This window comes from Paenibacillus sp. Paensp111, from assembly GCF_059492195.1.
Window position 1 is genome coordinate 2,534,984 of record NZ_CP168527.1, and the last position, 26,165, is coordinate 2,561,148.

Sequence of the window (26,165 nt, forward strand, 5' to 3'; positions counted from 1 at the left end):
ATCAAGATACACCGTGCTGGCCCTCTCATCAAAATCCTTACTTTGGTTATAGTAACAACGAACCCTAAATTAAGGAGGCAATCACATGACTGAGGACCTGCATGAATTTGTTGAGAAAGTGCATGATAACCAGAAGAAAGCCGAGAAGAACAAACACCGGGCCAAAGGGAATCCCGGCTCCCAGCTCCCGAATAAGCAGCACAGTACGAACAAATAGCCGGCTTTACACGAGGCACTAGTAAAAGGGATGTTCAGGGCCGTACCCCGAACATCCCTTTTCTTATTAAGCCGTATCCAAAGATACTATTCCAACTCCTGATCCTTACTGTCTGCCAAGTTCACTACGAAGCGCATTGAGGAGTCCCTGCAAGGTAAGTCTTAGCTCTGTATCGGTCACTTCGCCGTCAGGACCTAACTTATTCCTGCTAGCCAGGGGAATCCGGACGATCCCTCCATCGAACAACCTTGCGTCAATCATCCCTAACGTCAGCTCCAGGGATTCGAGCGCCTTGGCTCCGCCCTGCATGGAAGGTGAGGCACTGATTGCCGCGACTGGCTTGTTCATTAATTCTCCAGAGGATACCACCCAGTCCAGAGCGTTCTTGAGGGTTCCCGGCACCCCTGCTGCATATTCCGGCGTACAGATTATAACCGCATCTGAAGTGCGCAGCTGTTCCCGAAAATGATCAACCGTCTCGAAGGCATGCTCTGTATCTAGTTCAGGATTGAAATGAGGCAGCTCGCTCAGACCGTTATAAAATTTGAATTCCATATTCATATCCTTACCGGACAGCAGAGAAAGACCATTTAGAATGGCAGTATTGATTGATTCCTGCTTCAAACTTCCCGATATCATCAAAATTTGATAGTGACGGTGACTCACCCTAACCCCTCCTTATTCGTTCAGTTCTTGCTTATTCTAGCATGTGGCGGACTGAAAAAAGTCCGGATCCGCGGAAGTTCATCGTACCTTCACGTATCCTTCATCCTCTGCTCTTCGTTAAGTAGATGTAACGACAATATCACTTAACACGGAGGTAGGATGATGAACCAATATGTTCCCTATGTAGTTGAACAGACGAGCCGGGGTGAGCGAACTTACGATATATACTCTAGACTGCTTAAGGACCGCATAGTCTTCGTGGGGTCGGCCATTGATGATCAGCTTGCCAATAGCATTACGGCCCAGCTGCTATTCTTGTCGGCAGAAGATCCGGACAAAGACATTTACATGTACATCAACAGCCCGGGCGGTTCTACCACCGCTGGATTCGGCATCTATGATACGATGCAGTATATTAAGCCGGATATCCATACGATCTGCACCGGTTTTGCAGCCTCCTTCGGATCACTGCTGCTGCTTGCCGGGACCAAAGGCAAAAGATTCGCCCTGCCGAACAGCGAAATTATGATACACCAGCCCCATGGAGGTGCACAAGGACAGGCCAGTGATATCGCAATAAGTGCCCGGCGAATTCTGCTTGTTCGCCAGAAAGTGATTCAGATTACCTCGGACAGAACCGGCCAACCGCTGGGTAAGGTAGAGCGGGATATGGATCGCGACTATTTCATGTCGGCTGAGGAAGCTGCCGAGTACGGGATCATTGACAAGGTGATCACCTCTCTATAGAGAAGCCTGATCCCCCCTGAGTTCTTTCCTCCTTGAGTCCTAAAAATCTTAGTGATATTATGATTAAGAATAATGAGGACGAACAGATGAACCCTGCGAACCTACACCGCCCTGAGGGGGATGGACATGAACCGATCAGAGCTTCTGAAGAATTTAGCCCGGCTCTACGAATGCCATTATCAAATGTGGCAGAAGGAATGGAACAAGCGAAATACGAACGGATTATCCAGAAATCACGAACTTATACTGGGCCTGCTTCATGAGGAAGGTCCTCAGAGTCCCTCCAGACTGGCTGCAAGCCTGAAGGTTACCACCGGAGGTATTACCGGACTTGCGGACACACTGGTGAAAGCGGGTCTCATCCACCGAACCCGTGGAGAAGAGGACCGCAGGTCCGTCCAGCTTGAGCTTACCGATGCCGGACGGGATATGATTGCCAAGACGCGCCAAGAAGGAAATTCCCAGTTTACCAGCTTTTTTGATAGGCTGACAGATGAGGAGCTTCAACAGTTATCGAGCTTATATAGGAAGCTAGTTGGCGATCCGGTACAACAATAAGAAGGCTCCTGCCAGATGCAGGAGCCTTCTTATCTCTTCCCATCTATGTTTACAATGGGAGCAGGCGAACTGTAACTTTCTCCTGTAGCCCATTAATCATGTCATACCAAGCCTTGGGCTTATTCGGGAGAACCGTATAATAGCGAGTCAGGAAGTCAACAACCAGTGAGGCTGGAATCTCATCTTGATTGTCGTCCGCCGGCATGAATCCGAGATCCAGGCCCTCGACGCCCTCTCCGTCATTGTTCCACGAAGGGTGAACATAAGCAAGATCGAGCTTTTTGTACCCTAGATGAGACAGGACTTCCCGGCGGACATAAGGGTCCATGGTCTTCACGCCGCCAAATGTATGCTCCTTCACCCGGTAAGGATCATAGATCTCTGCGAACATGCCATACAGATCTTTGCCGTTCTCCTGACTTAAGCGATCAAGGTCTTCCTGTCTCTTCTTCCACAAGAAGCGCCCGATTCCAAGTCCAGGCTTGCCTACAATAGTGAAATCCGTCATGGCCACGTTGAAGTCCGTGTAATAACGATATTCTGTAGTCCCGACGACCTCCCCATTATAAATGGCGACGAACACCCGGATTCCCGGGTCTTCCAAGGGCTCTTTCCACAGATCAAATTCGAGTACCTCTTCGTCCGGGAATACCTCCTGCATCAGCTGATGCATTTGGGGAAACAGCGGGCTTTCGATGCTTGTAATGCGTTCATATGCCAGCTTGCTCATGCTTCATTCTCCTTCCTTTTCGTGGCTGTCTGGAACGGATTCTTCCACTCCATCAGTAATCCGTAGTTCAGGGACTGCTCATCTTCCAAGTAATTCGGAACCACCTGGACCGGCGTCCGTCCGCATCTCAGCAGGAAGGAGATCACCGGATCTTGAAGCTCTCCAGTGATAACTGCACCCGCATATTGGTCTGCGGTCATCTCGTCCTTCTTCAAATGATAACCCGGCATTCGTCCACCGCCAAGCAGACGTTCGAGCTGAAGATGAACCACCGTCTCATACATCGAGAACATGAGCCACTTTCCTAGGCTCAGCTTGCGATACCGGGGCCTGACACTAATATCCACGACATAGAGGGTGTTCCCCTTCGGATTATGGTTGCGGATATAACCCTGATCGGTAATATCCTCCCAGGTATGCAGCGGATGCCGGTCATCGAAGTCCACAATCAGGCCGGTCATGGAACCGGCCAGTTCCCCATTCAGCTCCACACATAAAGCCCCTTCAGGGAACCGTGTAATATGGTTCCGGAGCTGCTCCTCATCCCACCAGAGTTCAGATGGAAAAGGCGGTGGAAAGCATTCCTGCTGAATCTGAATTAAGCCCGCAAAGTCCTCTTCCTTGTAGCTGCGAATGACTGCTTTTACCGGACGGCCTTGATCATATACAAAAAACTCTTTACGGTACAATCTATCGTCCTCCTTGGGCGGCTGCTGCTCTATGCAATCCGAAATTACTCCCAATCCGGATACAAATCCGTACGCCGGTCTCGCCAGGTAGTTACAGAGCCCCGCTCCCGAACCTCATATAGAAGCTGAAGATCCAGATCCGCAGTAACGATCATATCGTCGTTAATTTCACCTTGAACAAGAATGCCCTGCGGCGGAAATGGTACATCATTGGGGGTAATCACCGCTGCCTGTCCAAAGTTCCCTCTCATGAAATCAACGGTGGGAAGAGACCCGACTGTACCTGTGGTGACTACATATACCTGATTCTCAATGGCTCTGGCATGACTCGTGTAACGCACTCTATGGAAGCCGTGGCGGTCGTCCGTGCAGGACGGGCAGAAGATAACATCGGCACCTTTCGCCTTCACCATACGTACAATTTCAGGGAATTCGATATCATAACAGGTCAGCATCGCAATGGTTCCCTTCTCGGTCTCGAATACCTGAACCCCCTCGCCTGCAGACATATTCCATTCGTGTACCTCAGTAGGTGTAATATGCAGCTTGGCCTGCTCTGCAACACGCCCATCGGGGTAGAACAAGTGGGCTGTGTTATATAATTTGCCGTTCCGCTCTGTTACATGGGTCCCGGCAATAATGTGCATGTCCGCTTGAGCTGCAAGCCTGGAGAACAAATTACGGTAATCCTCCGTGAAGCTGGGGAGATCTTGAATAGGTAAGGCCTCCCCCTGCTCATTACCTATCGACAACAGCTGGGTAGTGAAGAATTCAGGGAATAACAGGAACTCCGTACCGAACTCTTCGGCGGTCTTGACATAGTGTTCCGCCTGCTTGGCAAATTCCTCAAAGGATCGAATCGTATGCAAACGGTATTGAACCGCGGATACTCTAAGTTTCATGTGTCCTCCTCTGTTATCGCAATAGTGATAACTCTCATTATGCTTGGCGATGTTTTTCTTAACAAGTACTGACATTCAAGTAACCTAGTGTGGTAAAGGATACTGTCAACGATTCTTCAGCTCGCCCCGCAAATCTGAATTCATGAGTTCACAAGGAGCCGTAATACCATGGCAAATAAGCATCCCATCACCACAGTCCACAACAAATTGCGGGTCTTGAGAGCAACAGCAAACGTAAGGATACCGGCAGCAAGGTCCAGATGCTCACTAAATTGAAAGCCGCGATCCATCTGGATGAGCTCTTGTCCCACTAAGGCCGCCATCACCGCAATCGGAATATGGCTTAGCCATCTCAGAAGCGGCTCCGGCAGTGCAATTCGGCTTAACAGGACGAGCGGCACAACTCTTGGCAGCAGCGTAACCACCGCGCAGCCTGCAATAAGCAGGAATATATCCCACCTTACTTCCATCTTTCGATCACCGTCCCAACCGTCGCCGCAACCAGAGTTGCAGCAATCACACCGACACTTTTGGAAATGAAGTATCCGCAGAGCACGCCTACCAGAATAGCAGTAAGGCCAACAACGACATCGAGAACATACTTCTTCCGGTGCATGATTTGCAGAACGAGCAGACCCACAAACATAGCCGGCAGCGCAAAATCAAGTCCGAGCTTCTCAGGATCCGTAATCCATACTCCCAAATACGCCCCGGCCAGATTCGCGGCAATCCAGTTCAAATAAGCCGTCAGATTCAGCCCCTGCATCCAGCTGTTATTCAGCCGGCCGGACCGTGCAACCTCGCTTGAAGCCACCCCGAACGTCTCATCGGTAAGCAGTACACCAATCATAGCGTTCTTCACCGAAGACAGCTGCCGGAAGTAAGGAGACAAGGCGGCGCTCATGAGCAGGTGACGGAGGTTAATGAAGAACACGGTAGTGATGATTCCAACTAACGAGCCCCCTGTGCTCACCATTCCGGCAAAAATAAACTGGGCGGACCCCGCATAGACAAGGACGCTAAGCAGACCAATCTCCATGATGCTGAGTCCGGCCGTTTTCTCAATGATTCCTGCGGCGAATCCTATACTTAGATACCCAAGTAAAGTAGGAACACAATCTTTTACTCCCCTGATAAATTCTTCTCGATCCACGATACTTTCTGCCCTTTCTTCTCATGTTGTCCATAACAATTGAATTTATATTATAACATCCAGTCTGGAAAAGGACATTTCCTGTACATGGACGGCAAAAAGCTCTTGCAGCGCAAGAGCCTTATGGACATTATTCTAATTATCAGGCTTGAAGGACACTCTCAATATCCTGTTCCATATCGAGCGGATCGGTCGTAGCTTCAAATCTCTTGGCGACTTCCCCTTCTTTATTAATCAGGAATTTCGTGAAATTCCATTTAATCGAGTCTCCAGTCATATACTCGGGGTGCTTCTCATTAATAATGTCCATCAGAATTTTGGCGACCGGATGTGAATGGTTAAATCCCTCAAATGGCTTGCTGGAGGCCAAATAATTGAACAACGGATGAGCGTTCTCTCCACGAACCTCCACCTTCTGGAACATGGGAAAAGATACCCCGTAATTCAGCGTGCAGAAGGTGTTGATCTGATCATTCGTCCCCGGATCCTGGTCTGCGAACTGGTTCGACGGGAATCCCAGAATCACAAAGTCCTTCTCCTTATACCGGTCATACAAGCGTTGAAGGTCCTCATACTGGAATGTGAATCCGCATTCACTTGCCGTATTCACGATCAATACAGTCTTGCCTTTATACTGCTCCAAAGAGATTTCCTTACCATTCATCGCCTTAGCGCTAAAATTATATATACTCATCATTTGTTATCCCCTTACGAAAAGTTAATCACAATCATATAATAGCTAATATGAATCAGCGGCACCAGTAAAATTATTGAAGTTCCGGGAATTAATATAGCTCATTTGATAAATATGACTATTCATAAGGCAAGCTATTGATTCTCAGTTTAATAGCCATGCAACACAAAGAACACCAAGCAGGCTTAGCCCACTCGGTGTTCTTTGCTGTCTTTCCTCTTCCGCTCAGCCCTTCGTACCAGCCGTGATGTTCATCCCTTCAATAAAGTACTTCTGGAAGAAGAAGAATAGCAGCACTACCGGCAGCAGCACGATGACCGAACCGGCCATCAGATAATGCCACTGGGTTGACTCCGTGCCTTTGAAGGATTGAAGTCCAATCTGCAGATTGAATAGAGATTCTGAGTTGATATAGATCAGAGGCCCGGTGAAATCATTCCACGCCCCTTGGAAGGTCATGATTGCTACGGTTGCAATCACGGGCAGCGACAGTGGAAGCATGAGCTGCCACCAGATTCGGTAATGGCTAGCGCCGTCCACCTTCCCTGCTTCAATCAACTCATTCGGAATGGTCAGGAAGAATTGACGAATCAGGAAGATCTGAAAGGCACTGCCGAAGAAGCCTGGTACGGTAAGCGGGTAGTAGGTATTGATCCATGATAATTTCGAGAACAGAATATACTGCGGGATCAGAGTAACAAAGCTTGGAATCATCATCGTACCGAGCATCACCGAGAACAACAGTTTTTTGCCGGGGAATCTGATCTTGGCGAATCCATAAGCTACGAACGTATTCGAGAGCACATGGGAGAACACGCCAACGCCTGCCAGCAGCAGTGTATTCAATGTATATCTCGCAAAGTTCCCTTTCTCCCACGCATGCTGGTAATTCTCCCAGTGGATCACCTTAGGGAACAAGGTTGGCGGGTACGACATGATCTCCTGCATGGACTTCAAGGATGTGGAGAGCATCCAGAAAAGTGGTGTCAACAGAAGCAAACCTAAGCCGATCATGATAACGTATAAAATAACCGCCGCCCATTTGCTCTTCACCTTTCTCTGGGGGGCACTTAGCTTCTTCACGCGAGCTTGCTCCTGTGCAGCCAAGAGACTCATCAGCGCTCTCCCCCTTCATAGTGAACCCAGAATCTGGACAAAGTCAGGTTAATCAGGGTTAGGACAAGTACGATCAGGAACAGGAACCAGGCCATGGCCATGGCATAGCCCATATCGAACACTTTAAAGGCTTTAAGGAACATATGCAGATTATAAAAGAGCAGTGAGTTCATCGGCGCTCCCGGGTCATTGTTATAACCCATAACATAGCCCTCTTGGAAGATTTGGAATCCTCCTATCATGCCCGTCACGATCTCGAAGAAAATCACCGGGGTGATCATCGGAAGAGTAACATGCCAGAACTTGCGTAACTTCCCTGCTCCGTCCAGTTCAGCCGCTTCATATAGCTGCTGGGGAACGGCTTGCAGGCTTGCCAAGTATAGCAGCATCATCCCGCCAGCTCCCCAGATCTTCATCAGGATTACGGCATTCTTGGTCCAAGCCGGATCGGTTAACCAGGCCGGGCCGTCGATCCCTACCCAGCTCAGCATAAGATTGACAAGCCCCGCACTTGGCGAGAGAAGCATCATCCACAGTACATACACGCCAACCCCTGACAAGATTGAGGGCAGATAGAATACTGTACGGAACAAGCGGATGCCTGCCACCTTCCGGTTCAGAATCACAGCAAGCAGTAATCCCCCAGCGGTCTGAAGTGGCACACTGATCACAACGAAATATAGGGTGTTTCTTAGTGACTTCCAGAATAAAGGATCGTGATTGAACATCGTGTCATAGTTCTGTATTCCGATCCAGTCCATCCTGGAGGTAATATCGTAATTCGTAAAGCTCGCGTACAGGGAGAACAACAGAGGACCCGCCGTGAATAGCAGAAATCCAACAATCCAGGGGCTGGCAAAAATATAACCCTGCCAAGCTTCCCTGCGTCTGAGAGAGCTGCCCTGAGAACTTGCCGCTGTTCGGGCCATGATCCTACCTTCTTTCTATATGCTTGGCTTATTTGTTGTTCGAAATTAACTTCTCCACATCGGCCTGGGCCTGGTTAAGGCCATCTGGGACTGATTTCTCTCCAAGCATAATCGCATCCCGCTGAGGATTAATCAGATTAATATAGTCCGGCGCAAATAACGGGTTCGGCGTCATCTTGGTTACAGCCAAATTATCAACGGATGCTTTGTATACCGGATTCTTTTGCAGCTCCGGATTGTTCGAAGCTTCCTTGTTGGCTACGTTGTCAAAGTTCTTCTGCGCCCAATACGTCTGCGCCTGAACATCTGTCATATATTTCAGGAATTCAAAGGCTTCATCCGGATGCTTGGATCCGTAAGGAATCTCAATAACGAAGCCCCCACCGACACTGTAATGACCTGAGCCCGGTTTGGTCTCCGGAAGTGGTGCGACACCAAAATTAAGATTTGGTCCGTAATCCCGGATTTGGGTGTAGAAGTTCGTTACGTCTGTCCAGATCGACACTTTGCCTGCGATGAACGGATTGGCCTGCTTGCTGCCAAAGTCAGCTTTGAAGGCGTCAATATTGCTTTGGCCGAGGCGCTTGGCATTATCCAGAATGTACTGCATGGCTTCTGCTTTGGCCGGCGCATTAACGACTGGCTTTCCGTTCTCATCGAAGAAATTGCGGCCTTGATCAAAATTAAGCTGAAGCAGATTCCAGTCCGAGTTGAACTGCGGCGAGTACCCGATATGGGTGAACTTGTCTCCATCCTTCTTGTCCAGCTTGGCTGCGACCTTGTCCAGCTCCTCCCAAGTGGTAGGGAATTTCTCTGGATCAAGTCCGGCTGCCTTGAAATCATCCTTGTTGTAGAACATCATCCGGGTGTCTGTATTGAAAGGCAATGCGTACGGCTCTCCCTGATACAGTACCGTGTTCCAGAGTTCCGGGAAGAACCGGTCCTTTACTTTACTTTGCTCGACGTATTTGGATAAATTGATTGCCTGCTTCTTGCTGGCACGCTGCTGTACCGTATTAATATCGTTCATCATAATGTCTGGCGGATTGCCTGCACTTACCGCAGCAAGCTCCTTGGTGAAAATATCGGAGAAAGGATAATAGCTGTGTTTCACAATAATTTTATCCTGTGACTTATTGAAATCATCGACCAGCTTCTCCACAATCGGTCTGCGTGTCTCAGAGCCCCACCATGTCCAGTAGTTCAGCACCACTTTGCCATCTTCTGATTTGCCATTCGTCTCGTTCGTAGAGGCCGTACCGGCAGGACCTCCTGAGCTGCCCCCTGAACAAGCAGTTAGAACTGAGAATGAACAAAGAATAGCTAGTGTGATAGCCCAGGATTTGATATTTTTTCCAAACTTCATTATATGTCCCCCTATTTTGTAATCAGCTGTATACACTACTTAACCAAGCAAGCTCGAATTGTATCAGATTATGTATTTTCCAAAAATTGTAGAGCCGCTTTTATTCATTTCCAAGCAGCAAATTCCGATGTAAACCAGTGCAAACCTTTTTAAACAGCGAAATACTTCTAGGAGATGACATGTTGAAGCCCGAAACCAGGATTTATATTGATGCCGTTCTGCAAAATATGAAAAATATTTTGTTTTTTATGTTCCTTCCCATATTAATTGCGAGACTTGGAGCTTCACCGCTCGAAATTACACTTTCCACTTCGCTCCCGCCGCTGATGTCTGCGATCTCGGTCGTCTTTGTGACGCGGCTGCTGCCCTGCAACTTCAAGGTCTATTATTCTGCCGGTATTCTGCGGCAAATGGCTTTTCTGTGCATCGCATTTGCCGTTCTGCTGCCTCATTCGATTGCCTGGATTCTGGTCTTCTGGTCGGTTAACTGCATCGTGGTCATGATTCTGAACGTGCAGCAGCACTCTCTAATCAAGCACAATGTGGCTGATTCGAACATGTCGACATTGTTCGGTAACATCCGCATTATCGCCATTCTGGTTACCATCGTATGCTCCTACAGTGCCAGTACGCTGCTCGACCGTTATGATACGATTTTTCCCTATAACTACTTCATCTGCATGATCATTGGAGCGGTGTGCACATTCACCGGGATGAATCTAATGGCCCGTCTGGCGCCAAAAGAATCGAAGAAGATCAAGCTTAAGTGGAAACCCCCGCTACGCAGACTAAGTCCGTTCCTCATTATGGTTGGCTTCATGTCACTGGGCGGCGCTCTCCCAGGCTCGCTGTGGGTGATCTACCATGTTAATGTGCTGCATTTCAGCAATATGCAGATTGCGCTGTTCTCCATCTGCTCGGGTGTGGTATCTGCGATATGCATCCCGCTCGGACGCCGCTTGATCAAGCGGTTCTGTTATCGAAATACGCTGCTGATCGGGTATGCCCTGCTGATGTGTACTGTCAGCTTATATGGCCTTTCCCACACTTATGCGGTACTGCTCGGCCTTCAAATTGTCCGCGACCTGATTGGCAGCTTTACCGGGATCGCTCAGGAGACGCTGTCGATTGAGGAATCCAGAAAGCATGAGGACGAGGCCGGGTTTTTCTCGGATGTGGCTCTGCTTACCAATGTCGGGGGTGCTCTCGGTCCGTTCGCAGGCATGCTTATGCTGCAAATGTTCAATATTCAGACCTGCTTTGTTCTACTCGGGGTTATTGCTCTGGTTCCAGCGGCATGGTTCGTATTCCGGATGAACGAGAAAGACCAGCCAAAATCAGGACCAATAGAAATGGTGCCTATAGTTAAATAAGGACTTGAATCAACAAAATTTCATCCTTTTGTCCTGAAGGTAGACACGAAAAATGTCGTATATTTCCTTAAAATCCTATGCTATTATGAACACATATAATTTAATTTGATAGGGGAATGGAGAGAATGTCAGGAGAGCAGCAGAATTCCAGCTTATCAACAATTAGAAAGGAGGATGTACGCAGGAAGAACGATTTAATCTTTAAAGCGCTGGCCGTGACTGTGGTGCTTGCGGAAGCTACGTATCTTTCCGTTAACCAGAGTATGAATATCAAGATTCTTATGTCTATTCTTGATCTCGTTGTGCTCGCGGTTATTGGAGTCCTGCATTACGGCAGAAGATTAGAACAAGCCATACCTTATGTAGCCATCGGCGGTATTATCGCTATTTTCACAGTATCAACGATTTATATGCCCAGCATCTCTAATCTGTTTCAGGTGTTCTTCATATTAGCCGTATCGCTAATCTATATGGACAACAAAGTTCTCATTACCGGCTCAGTCGCCGGAGCCTATATTCTGTGGTTGAACATGTTCAAGAATGCCGTTACATATGGACTTAATAAAGATAGTATGATTGGACTTTGGTTCTACTATATCATTGTGGTTGTGATCTTGATTGCCTTCCAGAAGGTTGCCAACCGAATGATCAAGAATTTGGCCGAGACTCAAACAAGAACAGAAACGCTAATGGCGCAAATTACCGAGCATGAGAAGTCACTTCGTGAGAATGTAAGAACGATCTCCGAGAATATGGAGCTCATTTCACAGGGAAGCAGCGAGAACGCAGTCTCCTTTGGCGAGATGAATAACGCCTTTCATGAAATTACGAAAGGGGTCGTATCCGAATCTGAAGTTCTGGTAACGATTTCGGAATCGGTGAAGAGCAGCAACTCCCAGCTTGAAGATATGTTCCAATCACTGGGTCAGCTTCGTGCAGGCATCCAGGATGCTGCGGATTCCTCCGAACGGGGAGATGCCACGGTGGATGAGATGTACCTGATGATTAAGGATTTCAGCGGACAAATTCAAGCCGTAAGCGATCAGGTGAATGACCTGGCTGCCCAGATCAAAGGCTCCTCCGAGCTGATTGTCACCCTGCAGGACATTGCTTCACAGACTAATCTATTGTCACTGAATGCAAGTATTGAAGCCGCAAGAGCCGGTGAGAGCGGACAAGGCTTCGCTGTTGTAGCTTCTGAAATTCGTAAGCTCGCCGATTCATCTGCAAGAGCTGCGGACGAGATCTCCAGCAACTTACTAGCTGTCATTGATCGGTCCGGTCAGACCCAGGTTCATATGAATACGATCTCTGATCAGATGAAGGATTGTCTGGCAATGACGCTGGAGACCCGGGACGTGTTCGCAGAGATTAACAACTCCGTTAAAGAGATCAATGAGAGAACAACTCATTATGATAAGTCCATTACAACCATCCAGTCCTCCTCCCGATCCATTGAGGAATCCTCGGAGCATTTGGCATCGGTTAGCCAGCAGACTTCTGCGACGCTGGAGGAACTATCGGCCACAATTGAATCCTTAGTCAATCAGAACAGCATTGTGCTTGATCGAATCAAGCGTAACGAGACAGCACTAAGCAATCTGGCTCAGACACAGGAAGCAGTGTAGTATGTAAGGTTAGGGACACTCATATTAACACAGATTCAAATAAGCAGCGGCAGCCCAAGGACTAGAGCACTAGCCTTGGGACTGCCGCTTTTTAATGTGCTATTCTCTTCGAAGGAGTTACATCCGAATGCTCTCCTGCTCTCTCGTCATCATTCGCATCAACTCCTGCAGCGAGCTAGGGATAAAGCTGTCTCGCCGGGTAACAAAAAATGTTGACGAATATCTGTATTTCTCGGGAATCGGGTGCAAATGAACGAGTCCGGCCTCAGCCGTTCGGCTGATGACCGACTTCGGCAGGAGCGAAATGCCCAGTCCGGCGGTGACCCCGCCGATTATGGCCTCCAGAGTACCAAACTCCATTACATTGAACGTGAAGATTCCACGCGACCGCAGCCATTCCTCCAACAGTTCACGATAGGAGCAGCCTGAGCTGAACACGAGGATCGGCTTGGTCAATGCCTCATCCAAGGTCTGAATTCCTTGTTCTGAGACGATAAGCCGCTCTTCCTCAAACACGGGTACTGCATGGATGTCAGCGTTTCGGTCATGCAGAGCCACGAAAGCTCCATCCAGCTCGTAGTGCAGAACCTTTTCAATAAGTTCCCGGGATTGACCCGTAGTCAGGGATAGTGCAACTTCCGGATACTTCCTGTGATAGGCGCTCAAAAGCTTAGGAAGCCGAACCGCCGCGGTTGTCTGCAGCGATCCGAGCCGCAGCGGACCACTCGGTTCCGAGGACACCGTCATCGCGCGAGAAGCCTCCTCCAGCAAGGAGACGACCCGTTCCGCATACATAAGCAGATTGTCTCCGCTGGAAGTCGTCTTCATTCCCCGATTATGACGATGAAAGAGCACAGTCTGCAGCTCGGCCTCAAGCTGTTGTATTCTTGCCGTCACATTGGACTGGACATAACCCAGCCGTGCGGCGGCCTTCGTGATCGATCCTTCCCTGGCAACCGCTAAGAATACACGAAGATCGGCACTTTCCATATTCACTCCTCCTGTCTTTGATATCGTTATAAGTGATCTCAAGATTCATTTATAATCATTTTACATGAAACCTGTGTGAAATTACAATGACTATACTACCAACAATCAGATGGAGGGATTTGGAATGAGCAATCAGAAATATTACGTGCTAATCATCTTTACTACCTTGTTAATGGGCGTGGCATTTCCTGTCGGGAAGATAGGGATGGCTTATATAGCCCCATTCCTGCTGATAGGGATAAGATTTGTCTTGGCCGGAGGCATCCTGGCTGGCTGGACTATAGTGAGGAAGCTGCCTCAACCGCAGCACTTATCGGGATGGATGAAGGCTGCTGTCATCGGCTTGGTTCAATCTGTGGGAGTCATGGGCTGCGCCTATTACAGCATGCACTGGATTACATCGGGTGAGTCGGCCATCATTACAAGCTCAAGCCCGCTGATTGTAGTTCTGTTCGGAACTCTGTTTAACGGTGTTCGCTATCAACCGCTTCAATGGCTTGGTGTTGCGCTCGGGTTCACCGGAATTGCTCTCAGCTTTGGATTTCATATCGGCCTTCAGCCGGGTACATGGATCGCGTTACTCGGGGCACTTTGCTTCGCGGTGGCTACCCTGCTCATCAAGCGTTGGGGCAGCCAATTCCATATGACCGTACTAGCCGCATACCAGATGTTGTTCGGAGGGATCATTCTTCTTCTATTAAGCCTTCTGACGGAGCATGTCTACTTGTATATAAATGTAACTTCAATAGTAGTTGTAGTGTGGCTTGCTATCATGTGTTCGATCGTACAATTCTCCGTCTGGTTTTACCTACTGAATCAAGGAGAGCCCGGCAAAACAAGCTCTTTCTTATTCCTGGCGCCTATCTTCGGTGTTCTCAGCAGCTGGATACTCTTGGGAGAACATGTTGCTTGGGAGGCGGTGGTTGGATGTGTATTGGTCTGCCTAGGTATTTATTGGGTTAATCGGGGCGATTCCCCTAGAAGAGTGCCTAATTTAGAGCATGGGTTAGGTGACAAGGAGTGTACAACTGTCTCGTAATGACTGAAGTATCCAACTTTCGGATAGACATGTCTGAAAGAAATTCTTTAATTAAAAAGGGCTCCCGGCGGGTGCCCCTTTTTGAGATATGATCAAGGCACTATTTGGGTGCCCTTCGTGAGTTGAATTATCTAAGCAGCCGTATTGCTGATAAGCTTCACAAATCCGTTAAGATCTGCCGAGTTAATCAAAAGATCGATGGATTCTAACGCGGTCTCGTTAAACAAATACCATTGATGCTCAGAACTCTCATACACCAAAACACGAGGATATTCCTTCACAGTGTCATTTGAAATAGAACCCGGAGGTATGGTGTAAATATCGAAGCGCTTCACGCTCTTTCCTTTCTGGTCCAGGAAGTCATATTGTACATTTTTGTAATAGGAACCCGGTACATCTAGGTTAAGACTCCATGAGTAATTAGCAGGAGCATCGACCTGGGTACCTAAGTTATGTACAAACATATTGTAAATGGCCCTGTTATATGCGTTCCCATAAATTTGCTGTACGACACCGCCCATAGTCATATGATATTCTTCCTGCAATGCCTTCACTTGCCGGACTTCTATGATTAATGGAGCCGTATCGACAGTTACACCAGACTTGCTGTAATTTACCTTGCAGCCAAACGTTTCTGCGATAAAACGGAGCGGAACGTAAATGCGATTATTTTTGACATACGTCTTAACATCCAGCTTCACAGTTACCCCATTCTGCACAACCGTGCTGCTGTTCGGCTGCAAAGTCACTCTAATACCATCTGCAGTTAAAGTTACTTGAGACTTCGAATATTCGATCTTAGCTCCCAAACTCTCACCAATAATACGCAAAGGCACCATCGTCCGATTGTCCTTCACTTCAAGCCTCACGTCAGATACGACAACAATACCATCAATTTTGATCGACAGGTCTGCTGCATAAGCGTATGGCGATGTGAAAATCGTTAATGCGAGAATAATTAGCGGGATAAATTTCTTCATTTTTGAATCATTCCTTTACTAAATATTCATTAATCATTTAATCCCTTTCCGTCTAAAATCTTCTGCGTATATTTCTCAATCCGTGACTCGCGGGTTTTAGATTGTTTGGGTGCAGCAAAATAATGAAGGTATGCTCTCTGCCGTCCCGGTGTTAATGCTTCAAAAGCAGATTTTAAAGCGGGCAAATGACTGAGTTTATTTTGAAATTTTTCAGGAATGATGTAATCTTCAGTTTTTTTGAAATCTACTTCCAGTCCAGATTTTTCAACTTCGATGGCTTCATGAATGTAGGTTTTCAAGATGGACTCCATCTCTACGATTTCCTGAACATTCCTGAATCGAACCTGGCGTGCCGCCTGGACATTTTCCGTTTGCTGAATTAGAATCCCATGGGCATCCTGTAACAAGACACCTTTGTGAAACAGAAGCGCACAGTACTCTTTGAAACCATGAATTAACACTATGTTCTTATTCTCATATGTATAGCAAGGGTGCATCCATTTGAATTCTTCGGTCAGGTCACAGTCAAGAACAATCATTCTCAACTTCTCATATTCTTCCTTCCACTTATTAGATCGACTTATAAATTCATCGGCCTTAGGATTCAATCTGCTGCTCGTCATCACGTATGCTCCCTCTATGATTATTTCGATTTACGGAGTCTAACATTGACTATTTCTCATTCAAAATCTCTTTCCTCTTTAGTGATATTCTTCATTATAATGACCTCATCCTTCAGACAAATCCAGCTTGTCCCTCGGATATTGTAATCAACCGGCGGGTAATCTTTCTTAATGCTAATATAAAACTCGTAGCTTCTCTTCAAGCCTTGTATTTCCAAAAAGCTGTCCAGCAGCAGGTGTTAAAACAGGAAAGCTGCACTCAAGGCTAATAATCCAGGAGAAACAATAACAATGCGTCTTTTTCGCCGCATTTCAAATCCTCTTTTCCTGAACCCTGTTCAATGTTAAAACGCTAGAAGTTCTTTAAAAGTTATGGGACAGATGCGGTCTGTTTTATTGAACATACCATTCACCCTGCGCAACTTTCTCTACTTTTCCTCCTACACGAACGCTGATGTTACCATTGTTATTAACTGCCTCCAGGAACAATAAAGAGGGTCTTTCAATTTCGTATCCTTGTTCGACACGGATGTTAATGTAATGGTTGTCATAATAACGGTAATTGACCAGGTAAGCAGCTAAACATCCATTCGAACTACCCGTTGCCGGATCTTCGGGAATGCCATAGTACGCAGCAAAATCCCGCACGTTCAGGTCATTTATCGCATGATACGTTTCAGGAGCGAAGACCATAATGGCTTTTGCCTCCGTCTGATCAATTAATTCGAAATATTTCTCCCTATTCAGCTTCACTTTCTTGACAACTTCCAGCGATTTCAAAGGGACAATGATAACGGGCAGCCCTGTTGAAACCTCTTGGACAGGAAATCTGGAATCTATATCTTCTTTGGCCACATTAAGAACTTCTAGAATATGATGGGCATCTAAAATCCGGCCAAAAGTAGGTTCGTTTTGGGTCATCCATAGGACCCCTTCTTGAGGGTTAAAGGTAACTGGAATTGGGCCGCCTTTAAAATTTAAAACAACTTTTTCCATGGGTTCCTTTAGAAGTTCCTTTTGAATAACATAAGCCGTTCCTAAAGCCGGATGACCAGCAAATGGAATCTCTTCCTTGGGTGTAAAAATACGCACGTCATAGTGATTAGTTTCTGACTCAGACACAATAAACGTAGTTTCAGAATAATTAATTTCCTTTGCTATTTGCTGCATTTCATGATCAGATAGATCACCCGCATTTTTGAAAACTGCGAGCGGGTTCCCTGTATACTTCCCTTCCGAGAAAACATCAACAATAGAATACTCAAGCATATTTTTCTCCATTAGTCCTCCTCGTAATCTATTTCATTTTTCCAGCTTAATTCGTTTGAATTAGGATTATCAAACTTCCTCATCTGATTCATGAGAAGTGATAAAGGTTAGATACTAAACAGACATCATACTAACCTAGAGGAGCTGATTATTATGTTAAAAGTAAAAACAATGTTTATGACCGTGTTAATCGTATCGAGTCTGGGGACAACTTCGGCCTTTGCTGAAACATCGGATACAAATACAACTTCAGATACCGGCGCAAATACAGCTCAAACTCAGTCTACCAATAATGACGATGATCACGGGAACTGGGGTCTGCTTGGTCTGCTAGGTTTGGCCGGATTGGCGGGTCTGAAAAGACGCGACCGGGATGATCACGTAACTCGCACCACAGATAGACATTAATAAAGGTTTGAGGAATAAATAACTTTAATATATTCAATGAATCAAAGGGAGCTTCACATCGTGTTAGCTCCCTTTCTTATTGCCATCACCATACTCATATCACACACTAGCAATTCCCGCTAAACCAACTTACATATTCGCCCACTGTTCGTAGCACTTGTATACAGAACTCATATCTTCTTCACTAAGTCCGGTATTGCATGCAGTCTGAAATATCTGCTTTACAGACGCGGCGGCGGGAAGCGGCAAGCCAAGAGAATCCGCAAGGCGTACGGCTAGACCTAGATCCTTATGCATAAGCGCGGTCATGAATTGGGGCGAGAAATCTTGTTCAATCATCTTCGGACCCTTCATCTCAGCCACACCACTGCGGGCGCCGCCGCCTGCAACAATATCTAGGAATTTCGCCGAATCGAGACCGGCTTTACGAACCATAGTCAAGCTCTCTGACAAGGCAATGACATGAGTAGCCAGCATCATATTGACGGCTAACTTGGCGGTAGAGCCAGCTCCATAGCCTCCCATATATACTGCCTTGGTCCCCATTAATTGTAGTAAGGGTTCTATCTCCTCGAACACTTCCTGCTTGCCTCCTACAATAAATGTGAGCACCCCCTGTTCGGCCTGCGGCTTGCTACCAGAGACAGGAGCATCCAGCTTATCTATCCCAGCTGCTTCTAGTGCTTCCGCTGTCCGAATGCTAAGATTAGGATCGATTGTGCTGCAATCAATCACAATGCGTGGCTTATCTGTCTTATGGGTACCTCTACTTAGAATACCCTCCTCACCAAAATACACTTGCTCCACCGCATCATCATTGGACAGCATGGTGAACAAAACTTCCGACTTCGAAGCTGCTTCTGCCGGGGTGGAGACGAACGTAACCTATTCGTTACCCACCCATTCCTCTGCACGGCCCGCACTTCTATTGTAAGCCACGATCTTATGACCGCCATCTAGAAGATGACCTGCCATTGGCTTGCCCATCGTCCCAAGACCGATGAATCCTACATTCATTTCTGATCACCCTCCACGACTGGAAACCAGCCGGGTGCGTTCATAATCCCTTTCCAGAGCGGATCAGGAATTACCAGTTGCTGCTGATCCTGCTTACTTAGCGTAGTCTTGATCTCATTTACTTGGCCTTCAACAATCTTCTGTACCCAATCCGGTTCCATAATCAGTTCCCGGCCCAGTGCAACCAGAGCAGAACCCGTCTGCAGCACTTCCAAAGCCTCTTTCCGGGTATGAACCGAACCGACACCAATCACTGGGGTCCGACCAGCAACCGTATCTAATATCCATTCCAGTCTGGATTTACTATCGTCAGCCCCTACCCGTGGCTTGGATTTATACTCCATTAAAGAAACATGGAGGTAATCCAATTGTTTGTCCGCAAGGACGTTAACTAGTTTGAGCGTATCATCCATTGTAATACCGTTCTCTTCCGGCTCCTCAGGCGAGAAGCGGTACCCTACAGCAAATGGCTGCTTCGCATGAGCGGCAACCACACGTTTCACCTCATCAACAACGGCCAGCGGGAAACTTAGACGTTTTTCGAAATCTCCACCCCATCGGTCGTTCCTCCGATTGGTATGCGCGGAGAAGAATTGTTGAAGCAAATATCCATTGGCTCCATGAATTTCAACACCGTCATAACCAGCCTCAATGGCCCGTCTTGTGGCTTCTCCGAAATCACGTACAATCGCTTCAACTTCCCCGTCCGTGAGAGATCTGGGCACAAGATTGCCGTTCTGATCCGATGGAATATCACTTGCGCTTACGAGGTCACCACCTGGAATTAGATCGGGCGGACACATACGACCACCATGAAATATTTGGAGCAGCGCCTTTGCTCCTTGTCCCTTAATCGTTGCAGCAAGGCTGCGAAGGCTTGGAATCATGTCATCCGTGTCTCCGCCGAATTCACCAGCAAAGCCTTTTCCGTTACGAGTTACATAAGTACATGCCGTTATAACCATGCCTACACCGCCTGAACGGCGTTCGTAATAGGCAAGCTCTTCCTCCGATACCGTTCCGTCCTCATTAGAAGACCAGTTCGTCATTGGAGCCATAACGACTCGATTCTTCAATCGAATTCCGCTTCTTAATGTGAGTTCTTCAAATAGTGGTGTTAAGTTGCTGTTCATATGAGCATTCCCTCCATATTGTAGAATTTGACATTAAATATTGTGTTCATAGACGAGGAAAAGATGTAAGGACAATAAAGAGAGCTTCTATGCATATGGCAGTAGTGGATACAGTCACACAACGCAGGGATGGCCGCAAGTGATTAATCCAGCTTCATCGATGGATGTCTATAAAATTCAATCGTATCGATATAGTTAACCTTAAAGTGCTTTAAAATCTCAACTAAATCATACATTTTACCTTGTTCCTCACTGTTTTGTGTGAATACAAAGTCATGTCTGAGATGATCCATGGGAATTTTCCCGATAAATCCTCCCTCGTACTCCTGGTATTTTTTCCTGAAGTCTTCATCGAAGGAGAGAAGCACCCGAAAAGATGCTTCAACAAATGCATTAACTAACGTGAGCTCTCCCTCATGGACATGAACGGCTCTATAATAATTCCCTCGTTCATCGTGGATCAAATCTATAAGCAGTTGTATTTCCATTTCTAGTTTCATCTCTCTTTCGATGTTTTTAATACTTGTTCTAGCATACTTGCCCACCATACACAAATCCATCCCTGCTGTCTTAAGCGTTAAGCAGCTTAGTTTTTACCCAACATAAGAAAAAACCGCCTTATGACGGTTTAAAGGGAACTCAAAAACTTCTATTTATTTTCACTCTCTTTAATATCTGTTTCTCATCCTTCTTGAGCTAACGATCCTTCATCGATATTACAGGTTGTCCAATAGTAACAGGCTGCTATTCACATAATAAAAAAACAGGTCTCCATCTTATGGAAGACCTGATATGACCCCAGTACAACTGCTAGACCACCAAATACCCCTTCTCCTCCGCAATCCCAATCCTCGCCTCAATCCCGGAGTTGAACTCCAAATAGTCACTTTCAACTCCATCACTGAAGATCACCCCATCCTCTGGCATCTGCGATACGATTCTCAGAGGTTCATGCTGCTCAATTCTGCCAAAGACTAGCTCAGCCTTAGTCGTTCTGCTTGGAAATGGTTCTCTTACTGTAAAATAAAGATTAGAAGATTTCCACATAGCCCGCGAGTCAGTCGCACGTCTCTCGTTCCTATCGGTCTCTATACCCTTTGCCTCTGCACCAAGAACCGTATCCGGAGTAAGGGTTATCTGCTGATGAATGGCGCTTCCCACAATTCCAGCCGCTCCGGCAAGGACGCTCTTGAACCAGCCTGTCGAGCCAAGCCCGGTCGAAATAATGATTCCGCTTGAGGATTGCTGCTCCGTGAATAGACCCATGCTGAGCTGGTAACGTGCCGAGACATGCGTGCGGCGGCCCACGAACAGATCATTCACACCATAGAGACATTGTCCGTCATTCAGCTGAGCCTTGGCCAGTGTCACTTCCTGGATCTGCCGCCTCCGCTGTATCACATCCCTAACGACTAGCTTGACATCCCTCACGGTAAAAGGAAGCAGCACCCCGTCCCATCTTCCCGGGTCAGGGTTCACCCCGATTAAGGGCTGCCCGTCCGTATATTTAAGGGTATTGGCGACCAATCCGTCCTGGCCCAGCACAAGGATGATATCCTCCCTCCCAAAAATAAAGTTCGGCACATGCTCCCGATCCAGGATCTGGACCCTGCCCATCGTACTCAGCTCACTAATCGCTGTGTTCAGACTTTCCTTGTAGATCCTGTCCTCTTGCACATAATCACTAAAATCTGCCCCAAGCCGCTCGATATAGAATTCGGCCTGCTGAATGGTATTATAGCGGACGACCAGCTCCTCGAGCCGGGTTCTCCGCTTGACCAGTACAATCTTTCGTTCGGTTAATGGGCTGTTCATCTGGTACCCGCTCCTCTGCCTCCCTGGCTGACCGTTCCTTGATCCGCCATCAGACCTTGAAGAAGGTCGGGGGTAATATTAAGCTGACCAATTTTGCCGGCATTCTCGGCAAGCTCCTGGAAGGCTATCGCAATCAGCTTATCCGGCTTCATATCCATATTCGTAAGCGATTGAAGCACATTTGGCTCTACATCCTGAAGCGACTTCATGACCACAGCAAGCTCGTAAGCCTTGGCATCGGCTTCAGCCTTCTTGTTCGCCACGGTGAGGCCGATTAACTCCTGCTTCTTCTCTTCGAGCTCTGTATCAAATCGCAGCTGTTCTTCCTTCATTTCGTTCTGCTTCTGCTTCATCGACCGTTCCGCATCCAGCTGAGTCTCCCGAATCTGTCTCTTCTTCGTCTCCACCGCAATCTCTGTATTCAGCTCATTCTCTTTGACCTTACGTTCCTGCTCAATCGAAGCATTTCTGCGTTCATACAGCGCTTCATCTGCTCTTCGCAGAATTTCTTCACGGGCCTGTGCCTCGAGAGCGCGAATCGTCTCCCTGTTAGGAAGAATGGCTAGAATGGATAGTCCCATTAGCTCGATCCCCAGCTTCTCAATCTCTTCATGAGTCCGGATCTCCCGGGTTACGTTCTGGGCCAGCCGCTCACTTGCTTGTATGGCTTCCTTAAGGGGCATGTTCTCCAAATGCTTCTTGGTCTGCACCTTGGCAATATTGATGACCCGCTGGGCCAACCTGGCCGGATCGTCCGAAATGTAGTTATTCTTACGCAAATTGTAGGTATAGTTCAGGATCTGCGTGATTTTCTTGTAGTCCATAATTCGATAAGTCAGCTGCCCTTGAACCGTTACAGTCTGAAAGTCATTGGTTATTTCTTCAAACATAAAGGGAACATCAATCGAAGATACAGGAACCACAACAACCGAGGTCGTGGGAGCATAATAGTAAAAAGACAGCCCGACACCTTCCCGAACAATCTTGCCATTTCGGACTTTCATAACGTACTCGCTGGGTTGAAACTTAACGAATTTGTATCCAAACATATGAATTACCTCACTTTCCTGTCATTGTTAGTATCAACTTGTTAATAACAAAACCATAACACACACCATTGATATTATCAATATGTTACTAACAATTTCAATGAAATTATTCTTCGTTTGGCTGAACCGTAGCTTAACCTGTTAAACACATAACTCGTTAAATGCAAATAAACCCGCCCATTTCAGAGCGGGTTAAATTATTGAATTCAGTTCCTAGAATGATCGGGAATTGACGAGCTGCCCTATCTTGAGCTGCAGCTGATGCAGTCTGCCCAAGGTTCAGTCAAGGGGTTTCAGGTCAGGCGGTATTCTTCTGGCCACGCCCGTGCGCATAGCCGCCTCGATCACGGCACGGCGGACATTTTTGACCACCTTCTCATTAAAAATGCTAGGAATGATATACTGTTCATGCAGCTCGGAAGCCGACACTACTTCCGCAATCGCGTGGGCTGCCGCAAGCTTGATCTGTTCATTAATGACCTTGGCCCGGCAATCCAGAACGCCGCGGAACAATCCCGGGAAGACCAGAACATTGTTAATCTGATTCGGGTAATCACTTCGTCCGGTAGCGAATACACTTACGAGCGGAAGCGCCAGCTCCGGGTCAATCTCCGGCTCTGGATTGGCCATGGCGAAGACAATTCGAGCAGGTGCCATAAGCTCTACATCCTCCGCTGTGAGTACGTTCCCTCGTGACACACCGATGAATACGTCTGCACCCGATATGACCTCATGCAGAGTCCCCGGCTTGTCCTCTACCTGCGGCTGTGACGCCAGCCACTGCCACATCGGATGGGTGTACTCACCGCCGCGGATAATGGCCCCCTCCCGATCGACAGGAGTGAGATGCTGAACTCCTGAGGCCAGCAGCATTTTACAGATCGACACACCCGCAGCTCCGATACCATTGACTACCACGCGAATATTCTCCATCGATTTGCCTGTTACTTTGAGAGCGTTAAGAAGCCCTGCGATAACAACAATGGCCGTCCCATGCTGATCATCATGAAAAATAGGGATGTCGAGTTCTCCAGCCAGCCGCTCTTCAATCTCGAAGCAGCGGGGCGAACTGATATCTTCCAGATTGATGCCTCCAAAGATCGGACTGATCGCTTTGATCGTCCGTATGATTTCCTCAGTATCCTTCGTATCCAGGCAGATCGGGAAGGCGTCCACCTCTGCAAGCTGCTTGAACAGCATCGCCTTGCCTTCCATTACCGGAGCAGCCGCGTGAGGACCAATGTCACCAAGCCCAAGGACAGCAGTACCATCCGTCACTACGGCAACAGTATTTCTTTTGATCGTAAGAGAATAGGCCTTGTCTATATTGTCATGGATCGCCATGGAGACCCGTGCGACGCCAGGTGTGTATACTCGTGAGAGATCGTCCCGGTTACGGATGGGCATGCTCGGCTGAATCGAGATTTTACCGCCCAAATGGGCCAGGAAAGTACGGTCAGACACGTTAATGATATGAATTCCCGGCATGGACCGAAGAGCATCGACCACCAGCTTCTCTCGTTCATCTGCCACCTGAACCGTGATATCCCGCACTGAATTGTCAGAACCTGGCCTGATCACGTCGATCGAAATAATATCTCCACCGGCATCACTTACCGCTGACGCTACCTGACCGAAGCTTACAAGGGTGTGGTTAAGTTCCAAACGCAGAATGATACTGTTAAAAGCCATAAATTCTGACCCCTTCCCTATCACTGTGATGAAAGCGCTTCACACTTATAATATCCTCTTCGCATCAAACTCACAAGGATGCACACAGCAAGTCACTAAATAAGTCTGCAAACATCCAGATCCCAGGCCTAACTCAGGTCGGCCACAAGCTCGAACCGCACAGAAGCCATCTCTTGTCCGTTCACGACAATACCCAAGCGATGCTCTCCTGGATAGTACTTACGTGTGGTAATCGGCTTGAACGAGTGCTTTTTCGATATGATCGTGGATCCCTGGCCGTACATCTTCTCGGAAAGCTTGAAGCGCTTAGGTGATAACTTCCCATTGCTTCTCATATAACCGATCTCATATTCTATGCGGACTTTTCTGGTCTCGTCTGACTGGTTCACCATTTCAAAAGAAAAGCAAAGGTCATCACCTGCTGCAACTCTCTCATTAACCACATGCAAAGCCTGTACATTCAGGTTGGCACAGTTCCCTAGGCCGAACAGCTCAAGCGCCTCAGGGTTCCCTTTCTTAATCAGAGAGCGCAGACCATGTCTGACAATCCAGTCGGTGAGCGGATTTCGTCCGTACCACTCCCGCGCAAGCTGGAGGACAAGTGCCGGGTGATCCCTGGAAATGTCGTTCAGATTATTCGCTACACTTTTGCGGACATATTCGGAAGGATCCTCTCTAAGCCTAGTTAGAATCGGCAGAATAGGCTGAGGCTCCTGCTTGAATAACGTTAAGCTGATTCCCCAAGGCAATCTTGGTCTGCAGCCTTCGGTAGCCAGCCTGCGCACGTGCTCATTCTCATGAGAGGCCCAACTTCTCATTTGCTGCATCATACGCTCGGGATCCTGGATGATGAAAGGCCGCACAGCAAACTCCGCGCTCGAGTATACAGTGAATTGCTCCAGAGCACGAATCGAAGTCTCAACATGCTCCAGCCCATTTAGCTCTACAAAATCCGGGAAAAATAAATATTCAAATCCCCTGCATTGCGGTGCAATCCCGGTAAGAATACCGATCGCTGTCTCATAGTCAGGAGGAAGGGTACGCGTCAAGGTCATTGCAACATGCCGGATTCTCTGCTTAAGCTCCCGACCCTCCCATCCATCATCATAAATGAGATTCAGGAAGTTCTCTTCGTCGAACGAGGCATAGGCTCCTTTCACAATCGGTACAAATTGTTCAAAAAAAGCTCTTGAGTACTTATCCTTCATGGCCTCCATCAGGCTTCGCCCCCTGTCTTTGCACTGATAATACCTGAAAAGGTCTGCAGTGTCTATTCGGGCGAGCTCGTACCTCCAAGCGCAAAAGAGACCCACAAGCCATGTTGGCTTCATGGATCTCCTCAACAAATAGGATTAGGACTTCATGCACGTTCTGCTTCTAAT

The 26,165-nt window shown here is 47.5% G+C and carries 28 protein-coding genes and 1 pseudogene; 7 read left to right on the plus strand and 22 right to left on the minus strand.

Going from position 1 to position 26,165, the window contains the following annotated elements; translation table 11 throughout:
* Positions 1-85: 85 nt before the first annotated feature.
* Positions 86-217, plus strand: coding sequence for a DUF4023 family protein (locus ACEN86_RS11825; protein ID WP_433943017.1), 132 nt, complete (start codon positions 86-88; stop codon positions 215-217).
* A 105-nt stretch (positions 218-322) separates the two neighbouring features.
* Here ACEN86_RS11825 and ACEN86_RS11830 read toward each other — a convergent pair whose 3' ends face one another.
* A complete protein-coding gene (locus ACEN86_RS11830) occupies positions 323-883 on the minus strand; it encodes an NADPH-dependent FMN reductase (protein WP_495630846.1) in 561 nt (186 codons plus the stop codon).
* Between the two features lie 162 nt (positions 884-1,045).
* Here ACEN86_RS11830 and clpP point away from each other — a divergent pair, with 162 nt between their 5' ends.
* Complete coding sequence (clpP, locus tag ACEN86_RS11835) at positions 1,046-1,630, plus strand: ATP-dependent Clp endopeptidase proteolytic subunit ClpP (RefSeq protein ID WP_495634283.1); 585 nt, start codon at positions 1,046-1,048, stop codon at positions 1,628-1,630.
* Between the two features lie 126 nt (positions 1,631-1,756).
* Positions 1,757-2,188 (plus strand): MarR family winged helix-turn-helix transcriptional regulator, encoded by a 432-nt coding sequence (locus ACEN86_RS11840; RefSeq protein WP_495630847.1) that lies wholly within the window; start codon positions 1,757-1,759, stop codon positions 2,186-2,188.
* A 49-nt stretch (positions 2,189-2,237) separates the two neighbouring features.
* Here ACEN86_RS11840 and ACEN86_RS11845 read toward each other — a convergent pair whose 3' ends face one another.
* The 9 genes from ACEN86_RS11845 to ACEN86_RS11885 form a co-directional block, all read right to left on the minus strand.
* The gene (locus ACEN86_RS11845; protein WP_495634284.1) at positions 2,238-2,909 is read right to left on the minus strand and encodes a GNAT family protein; all 672 of its coding nucleotides are present in this window, start codon (positions 2,907-2,909) and stop codon (positions 2,238-2,240) included.
* Between the two features lie 5 nt (positions 2,910-2,914).
* Positions 2,915-3,607: a GNAT family N-acetyltransferase gene (locus tag ACEN86_RS11850; protein ID WP_495630848.1), complete on the minus strand. Its 693-nt coding sequence runs from the start codon at positions 3,605-3,607 to the stop codon at positions 2,915-2,917.
* A 44-nt stretch (positions 3,608-3,651) separates the two neighbouring features.
* Positions 3,652-4,509, minus strand: a complete 858-nt coding sequence (locus ACEN86_RS11855; RefSeq protein WP_495630849.1) for a carbon-nitrogen hydrolase family protein — start codon at positions 4,507-4,509, stop codon at positions 3,652-3,654.
* 140 nt (positions 4,510-4,649) lie between these two features.
* On the minus strand, positions 4,650-4,979 hold the full coding sequence (locus ACEN86_RS11860) for an AzlD domain-containing protein (RefSeq protein WP_495630850.1): 330 nt from the start codon (positions 4,977-4,979) through the stop codon (positions 4,650-4,652).
* Positions 4,970-5,662 (minus strand): AzlC family ABC transporter permease, encoded by a 693-nt coding sequence (locus ACEN86_RS11865; protein ID WP_495630851.1) that lies wholly within the window; start codon positions 5,660-5,662, stop codon positions 4,970-4,972. The genes ACEN86_RS11860 and ACEN86_RS11865 overlap by 10 nt, the downstream gene beginning before the upstream one ends.
* A gap of 142 nt (positions 5,663-5,804) precedes the next feature.
* Positions 5,805-6,356 carry a glutathione peroxidase gene (locus tag ACEN86_RS11870; RefSeq protein WP_495634285.1) on the minus strand — a complete coding sequence of 184 codons (552 nt, stop codon included), beginning with the start codon at positions 6,354-6,356 and terminating at the stop codon, positions 5,805-5,807.
* A gap of 225 nt (positions 6,357-6,581) precedes the next feature.
* Positions 6,582-7,472, minus strand: coding sequence for a carbohydrate ABC transporter permease (locus ACEN86_RS11875; protein WP_495630852.1), 891 nt, complete (start codon positions 7,470-7,472; stop codon positions 6,582-6,584).
* On the minus strand, positions 7,472-8,401 hold the full coding sequence (locus ACEN86_RS11880; protein WP_495630853.1) for a carbohydrate ABC transporter permease: 930 nt from the start codon (positions 8,399-8,401) through the stop codon (positions 7,472-7,474). The genes ACEN86_RS11875 and ACEN86_RS11880 overlap by 1 nt, the downstream gene beginning before the upstream one ends.
* A gap of 28 nt (positions 8,402-8,429) precedes the next feature.
* Positions 8,430-9,767, minus strand: coding sequence for an ABC transporter substrate-binding protein (locus ACEN86_RS11885; protein WP_495630854.1), 1,338 nt, complete (start codon positions 9,765-9,767; stop codon positions 8,430-8,432).
* A gap of 179 nt (positions 9,768-9,946) precedes the next feature.
* Here ACEN86_RS11885 and ACEN86_RS11890 point away from each other — a divergent pair, with 179 nt between their 5' ends.
* Together ACEN86_RS11890 and ACEN86_RS11895 are read left to right on the plus strand one after the other, a co-directional pair.
* A complete protein-coding gene (locus tag ACEN86_RS11890; RefSeq protein WP_495630855.1) occupies positions 9,947-11,140 on the plus strand; it encodes an MFS transporter in 1,194 nt (397 codons plus the stop codon).
* Between the two features lie 125 nt (positions 11,141-11,265).
* Positions 11,266-12,768, plus strand: coding sequence for a methyl-accepting chemotaxis protein (locus ACEN86_RS11895; protein WP_495630856.1), 1,503 nt, complete (start codon positions 11,266-11,268; stop codon positions 12,766-12,768).
* 117 nt (positions 12,769-12,885) lie between these two features.
* Here the strand turns inward: ACEN86_RS11895 and ACEN86_RS11900 are convergent, their stop codons facing one another.
* Positions 12,886-13,758 (minus strand): LysR family transcriptional regulator, encoded by an 873-nt coding sequence (locus ACEN86_RS11900; RefSeq protein WP_495630857.1) that lies wholly within the window; start codon positions 13,756-13,758, stop codon positions 12,886-12,888.
* 124 nt (positions 13,759-13,882) lie between these two features.
* Here ACEN86_RS11900 and ACEN86_RS11905 point away from each other — a divergent pair, with 124 nt between their 5' ends.
* The gene (locus tag ACEN86_RS11905; protein ID WP_495630858.1) at positions 13,883-14,797 is read left to right on the plus strand and encodes a DMT family transporter; all 915 of its coding nucleotides are present in this window, start codon (positions 13,883-13,885) and stop codon (positions 14,795-14,797) included.
* Between the two features lie 131 nt (positions 14,798-14,928).
* Here ACEN86_RS11905 and ACEN86_RS11910 read toward each other — a convergent pair whose 3' ends face one another.
* The 3 genes from ACEN86_RS11910 to ACEN86_RS11920 form a co-directional block, all read right to left on the minus strand.
* Complete coding sequence (locus tag ACEN86_RS11910) at positions 14,929-15,777, minus strand: copper amine oxidase N-terminal domain-containing protein (protein ID WP_495630859.1); 849 nt, start codon at positions 15,775-15,777, stop codon at positions 14,929-14,931.
* A gap of 29 nt (positions 15,778-15,806) precedes the next feature.
* Positions 15,807-16,400, minus strand: coding sequence for a YdeI/OmpD-associated family protein (locus ACEN86_RS11915; RefSeq protein WP_495630860.1), 594 nt, complete (start codon positions 16,398-16,400; stop codon positions 15,807-15,809).
* Positions 16,401-16,793: 393 nt separating this feature from the next.
* Entirely contained in the window at positions 16,794-17,681 is an 888-nt protein-coding gene (locus ACEN86_RS11920) for a PhzF family phenazine biosynthesis protein (RefSeq protein WP_495630861.1), read from the minus strand.
* Positions 17,682-17,822: 141 nt separating this feature from the next.
* Between ACEN86_RS11920 and ACEN86_RS11925 the strand changes: the two genes are divergently transcribed.
* The gene (locus ACEN86_RS11925; protein ID WP_495630862.1) at positions 17,823-18,077 is read left to right on the plus strand and encodes a WGxxGxxG family protein; all 255 of its coding nucleotides are present in this window, start codon (positions 17,823-17,825) and stop codon (positions 18,075-18,077) included.
* Between the two features lie 129 nt (positions 18,078-18,206).
* On the opposite strand, the gene ACEN86_RS11930 is transcribed toward ACEN86_RS11925, so the two are convergent.
* The 8 genes and pseudogenes from ACEN86_RS11930 to ACEN86_RS11965 form a co-directional block, all read right to left on the minus strand.
* On the minus strand, positions 18,207-18,623 hold the full coding sequence (locus ACEN86_RS11930) for an NAD(P)-dependent oxidoreductase (RefSeq protein ID WP_495634286.1): 417 nt from the start codon (positions 18,621-18,623) through the stop codon (positions 18,207-18,209).
* Positions 18,609-19,094 (minus strand): annotated as a pseudogene (locus tag ACEN86_RS11935) (NAD(P)-dependent oxidoreductase); the annotation flags it as partial. The gene ACEN86_RS11930 and the pseudogene ACEN86_RS11935, both read right to left, overlap by 15 nt.
* Positions 19,091-20,227, minus strand: coding sequence for an NADH-dependent flavin oxidoreductase (locus ACEN86_RS11940; RefSeq protein WP_495630863.1), 1,137 nt, complete (start codon positions 20,225-20,227; stop codon positions 19,091-19,093). The gene ACEN86_RS11940 and the pseudogene ACEN86_RS11935, both read right to left, overlap by 4 nt.
* A 143-nt stretch (positions 20,228-20,370) precedes the next feature.
* Positions 20,371-20,775, minus strand: a complete 405-nt coding sequence (locus ACEN86_RS11945; protein WP_495630864.1) for a hypothetical protein — start codon at positions 20,773-20,775, stop codon at positions 20,371-20,373.
* 262 nt (positions 20,776-21,037) lie between these two features.
* Complete coding sequence (locus tag ACEN86_RS11950) at positions 21,038-22,042, minus strand: diacylglycerol kinase catalytic domain-containing protein (RefSeq protein ID WP_495630865.1); 1,005 nt, start codon at positions 22,040-22,042, stop codon at positions 21,038-21,040.
* A complete protein-coding gene (locus ACEN86_RS11955; RefSeq protein WP_495630866.1) occupies positions 22,039-23,091 on the minus strand; it encodes an SPFH domain-containing protein in 1,053 nt (350 codons plus the stop codon). The genes ACEN86_RS11950 and ACEN86_RS11955 overlap by 4 nt, the downstream gene beginning before the upstream one ends.
* A gap of 279 nt (positions 23,092-23,370) precedes the next feature.
* Positions 23,371-24,783 (minus strand): NAD-dependent malic enzyme, encoded by a 1,413-nt coding sequence (locus ACEN86_RS11960; RefSeq protein WP_495630867.1) that lies wholly within the window; start codon positions 24,781-24,783, stop codon positions 23,371-23,373.
* 128 nt (positions 24,784-24,911) lie between these two features.
* Positions 24,912-26,000 carry a DNA alkylation repair protein gene (locus tag ACEN86_RS11965; RefSeq protein WP_495630868.1) on the minus strand — a complete coding sequence of 363 codons (1,089 nt, stop codon included), beginning with the start codon at positions 25,998-26,000 and terminating at the stop codon, positions 24,912-24,914.
* Positions 26,001-26,165: the final 165 nt, after the last annotated feature.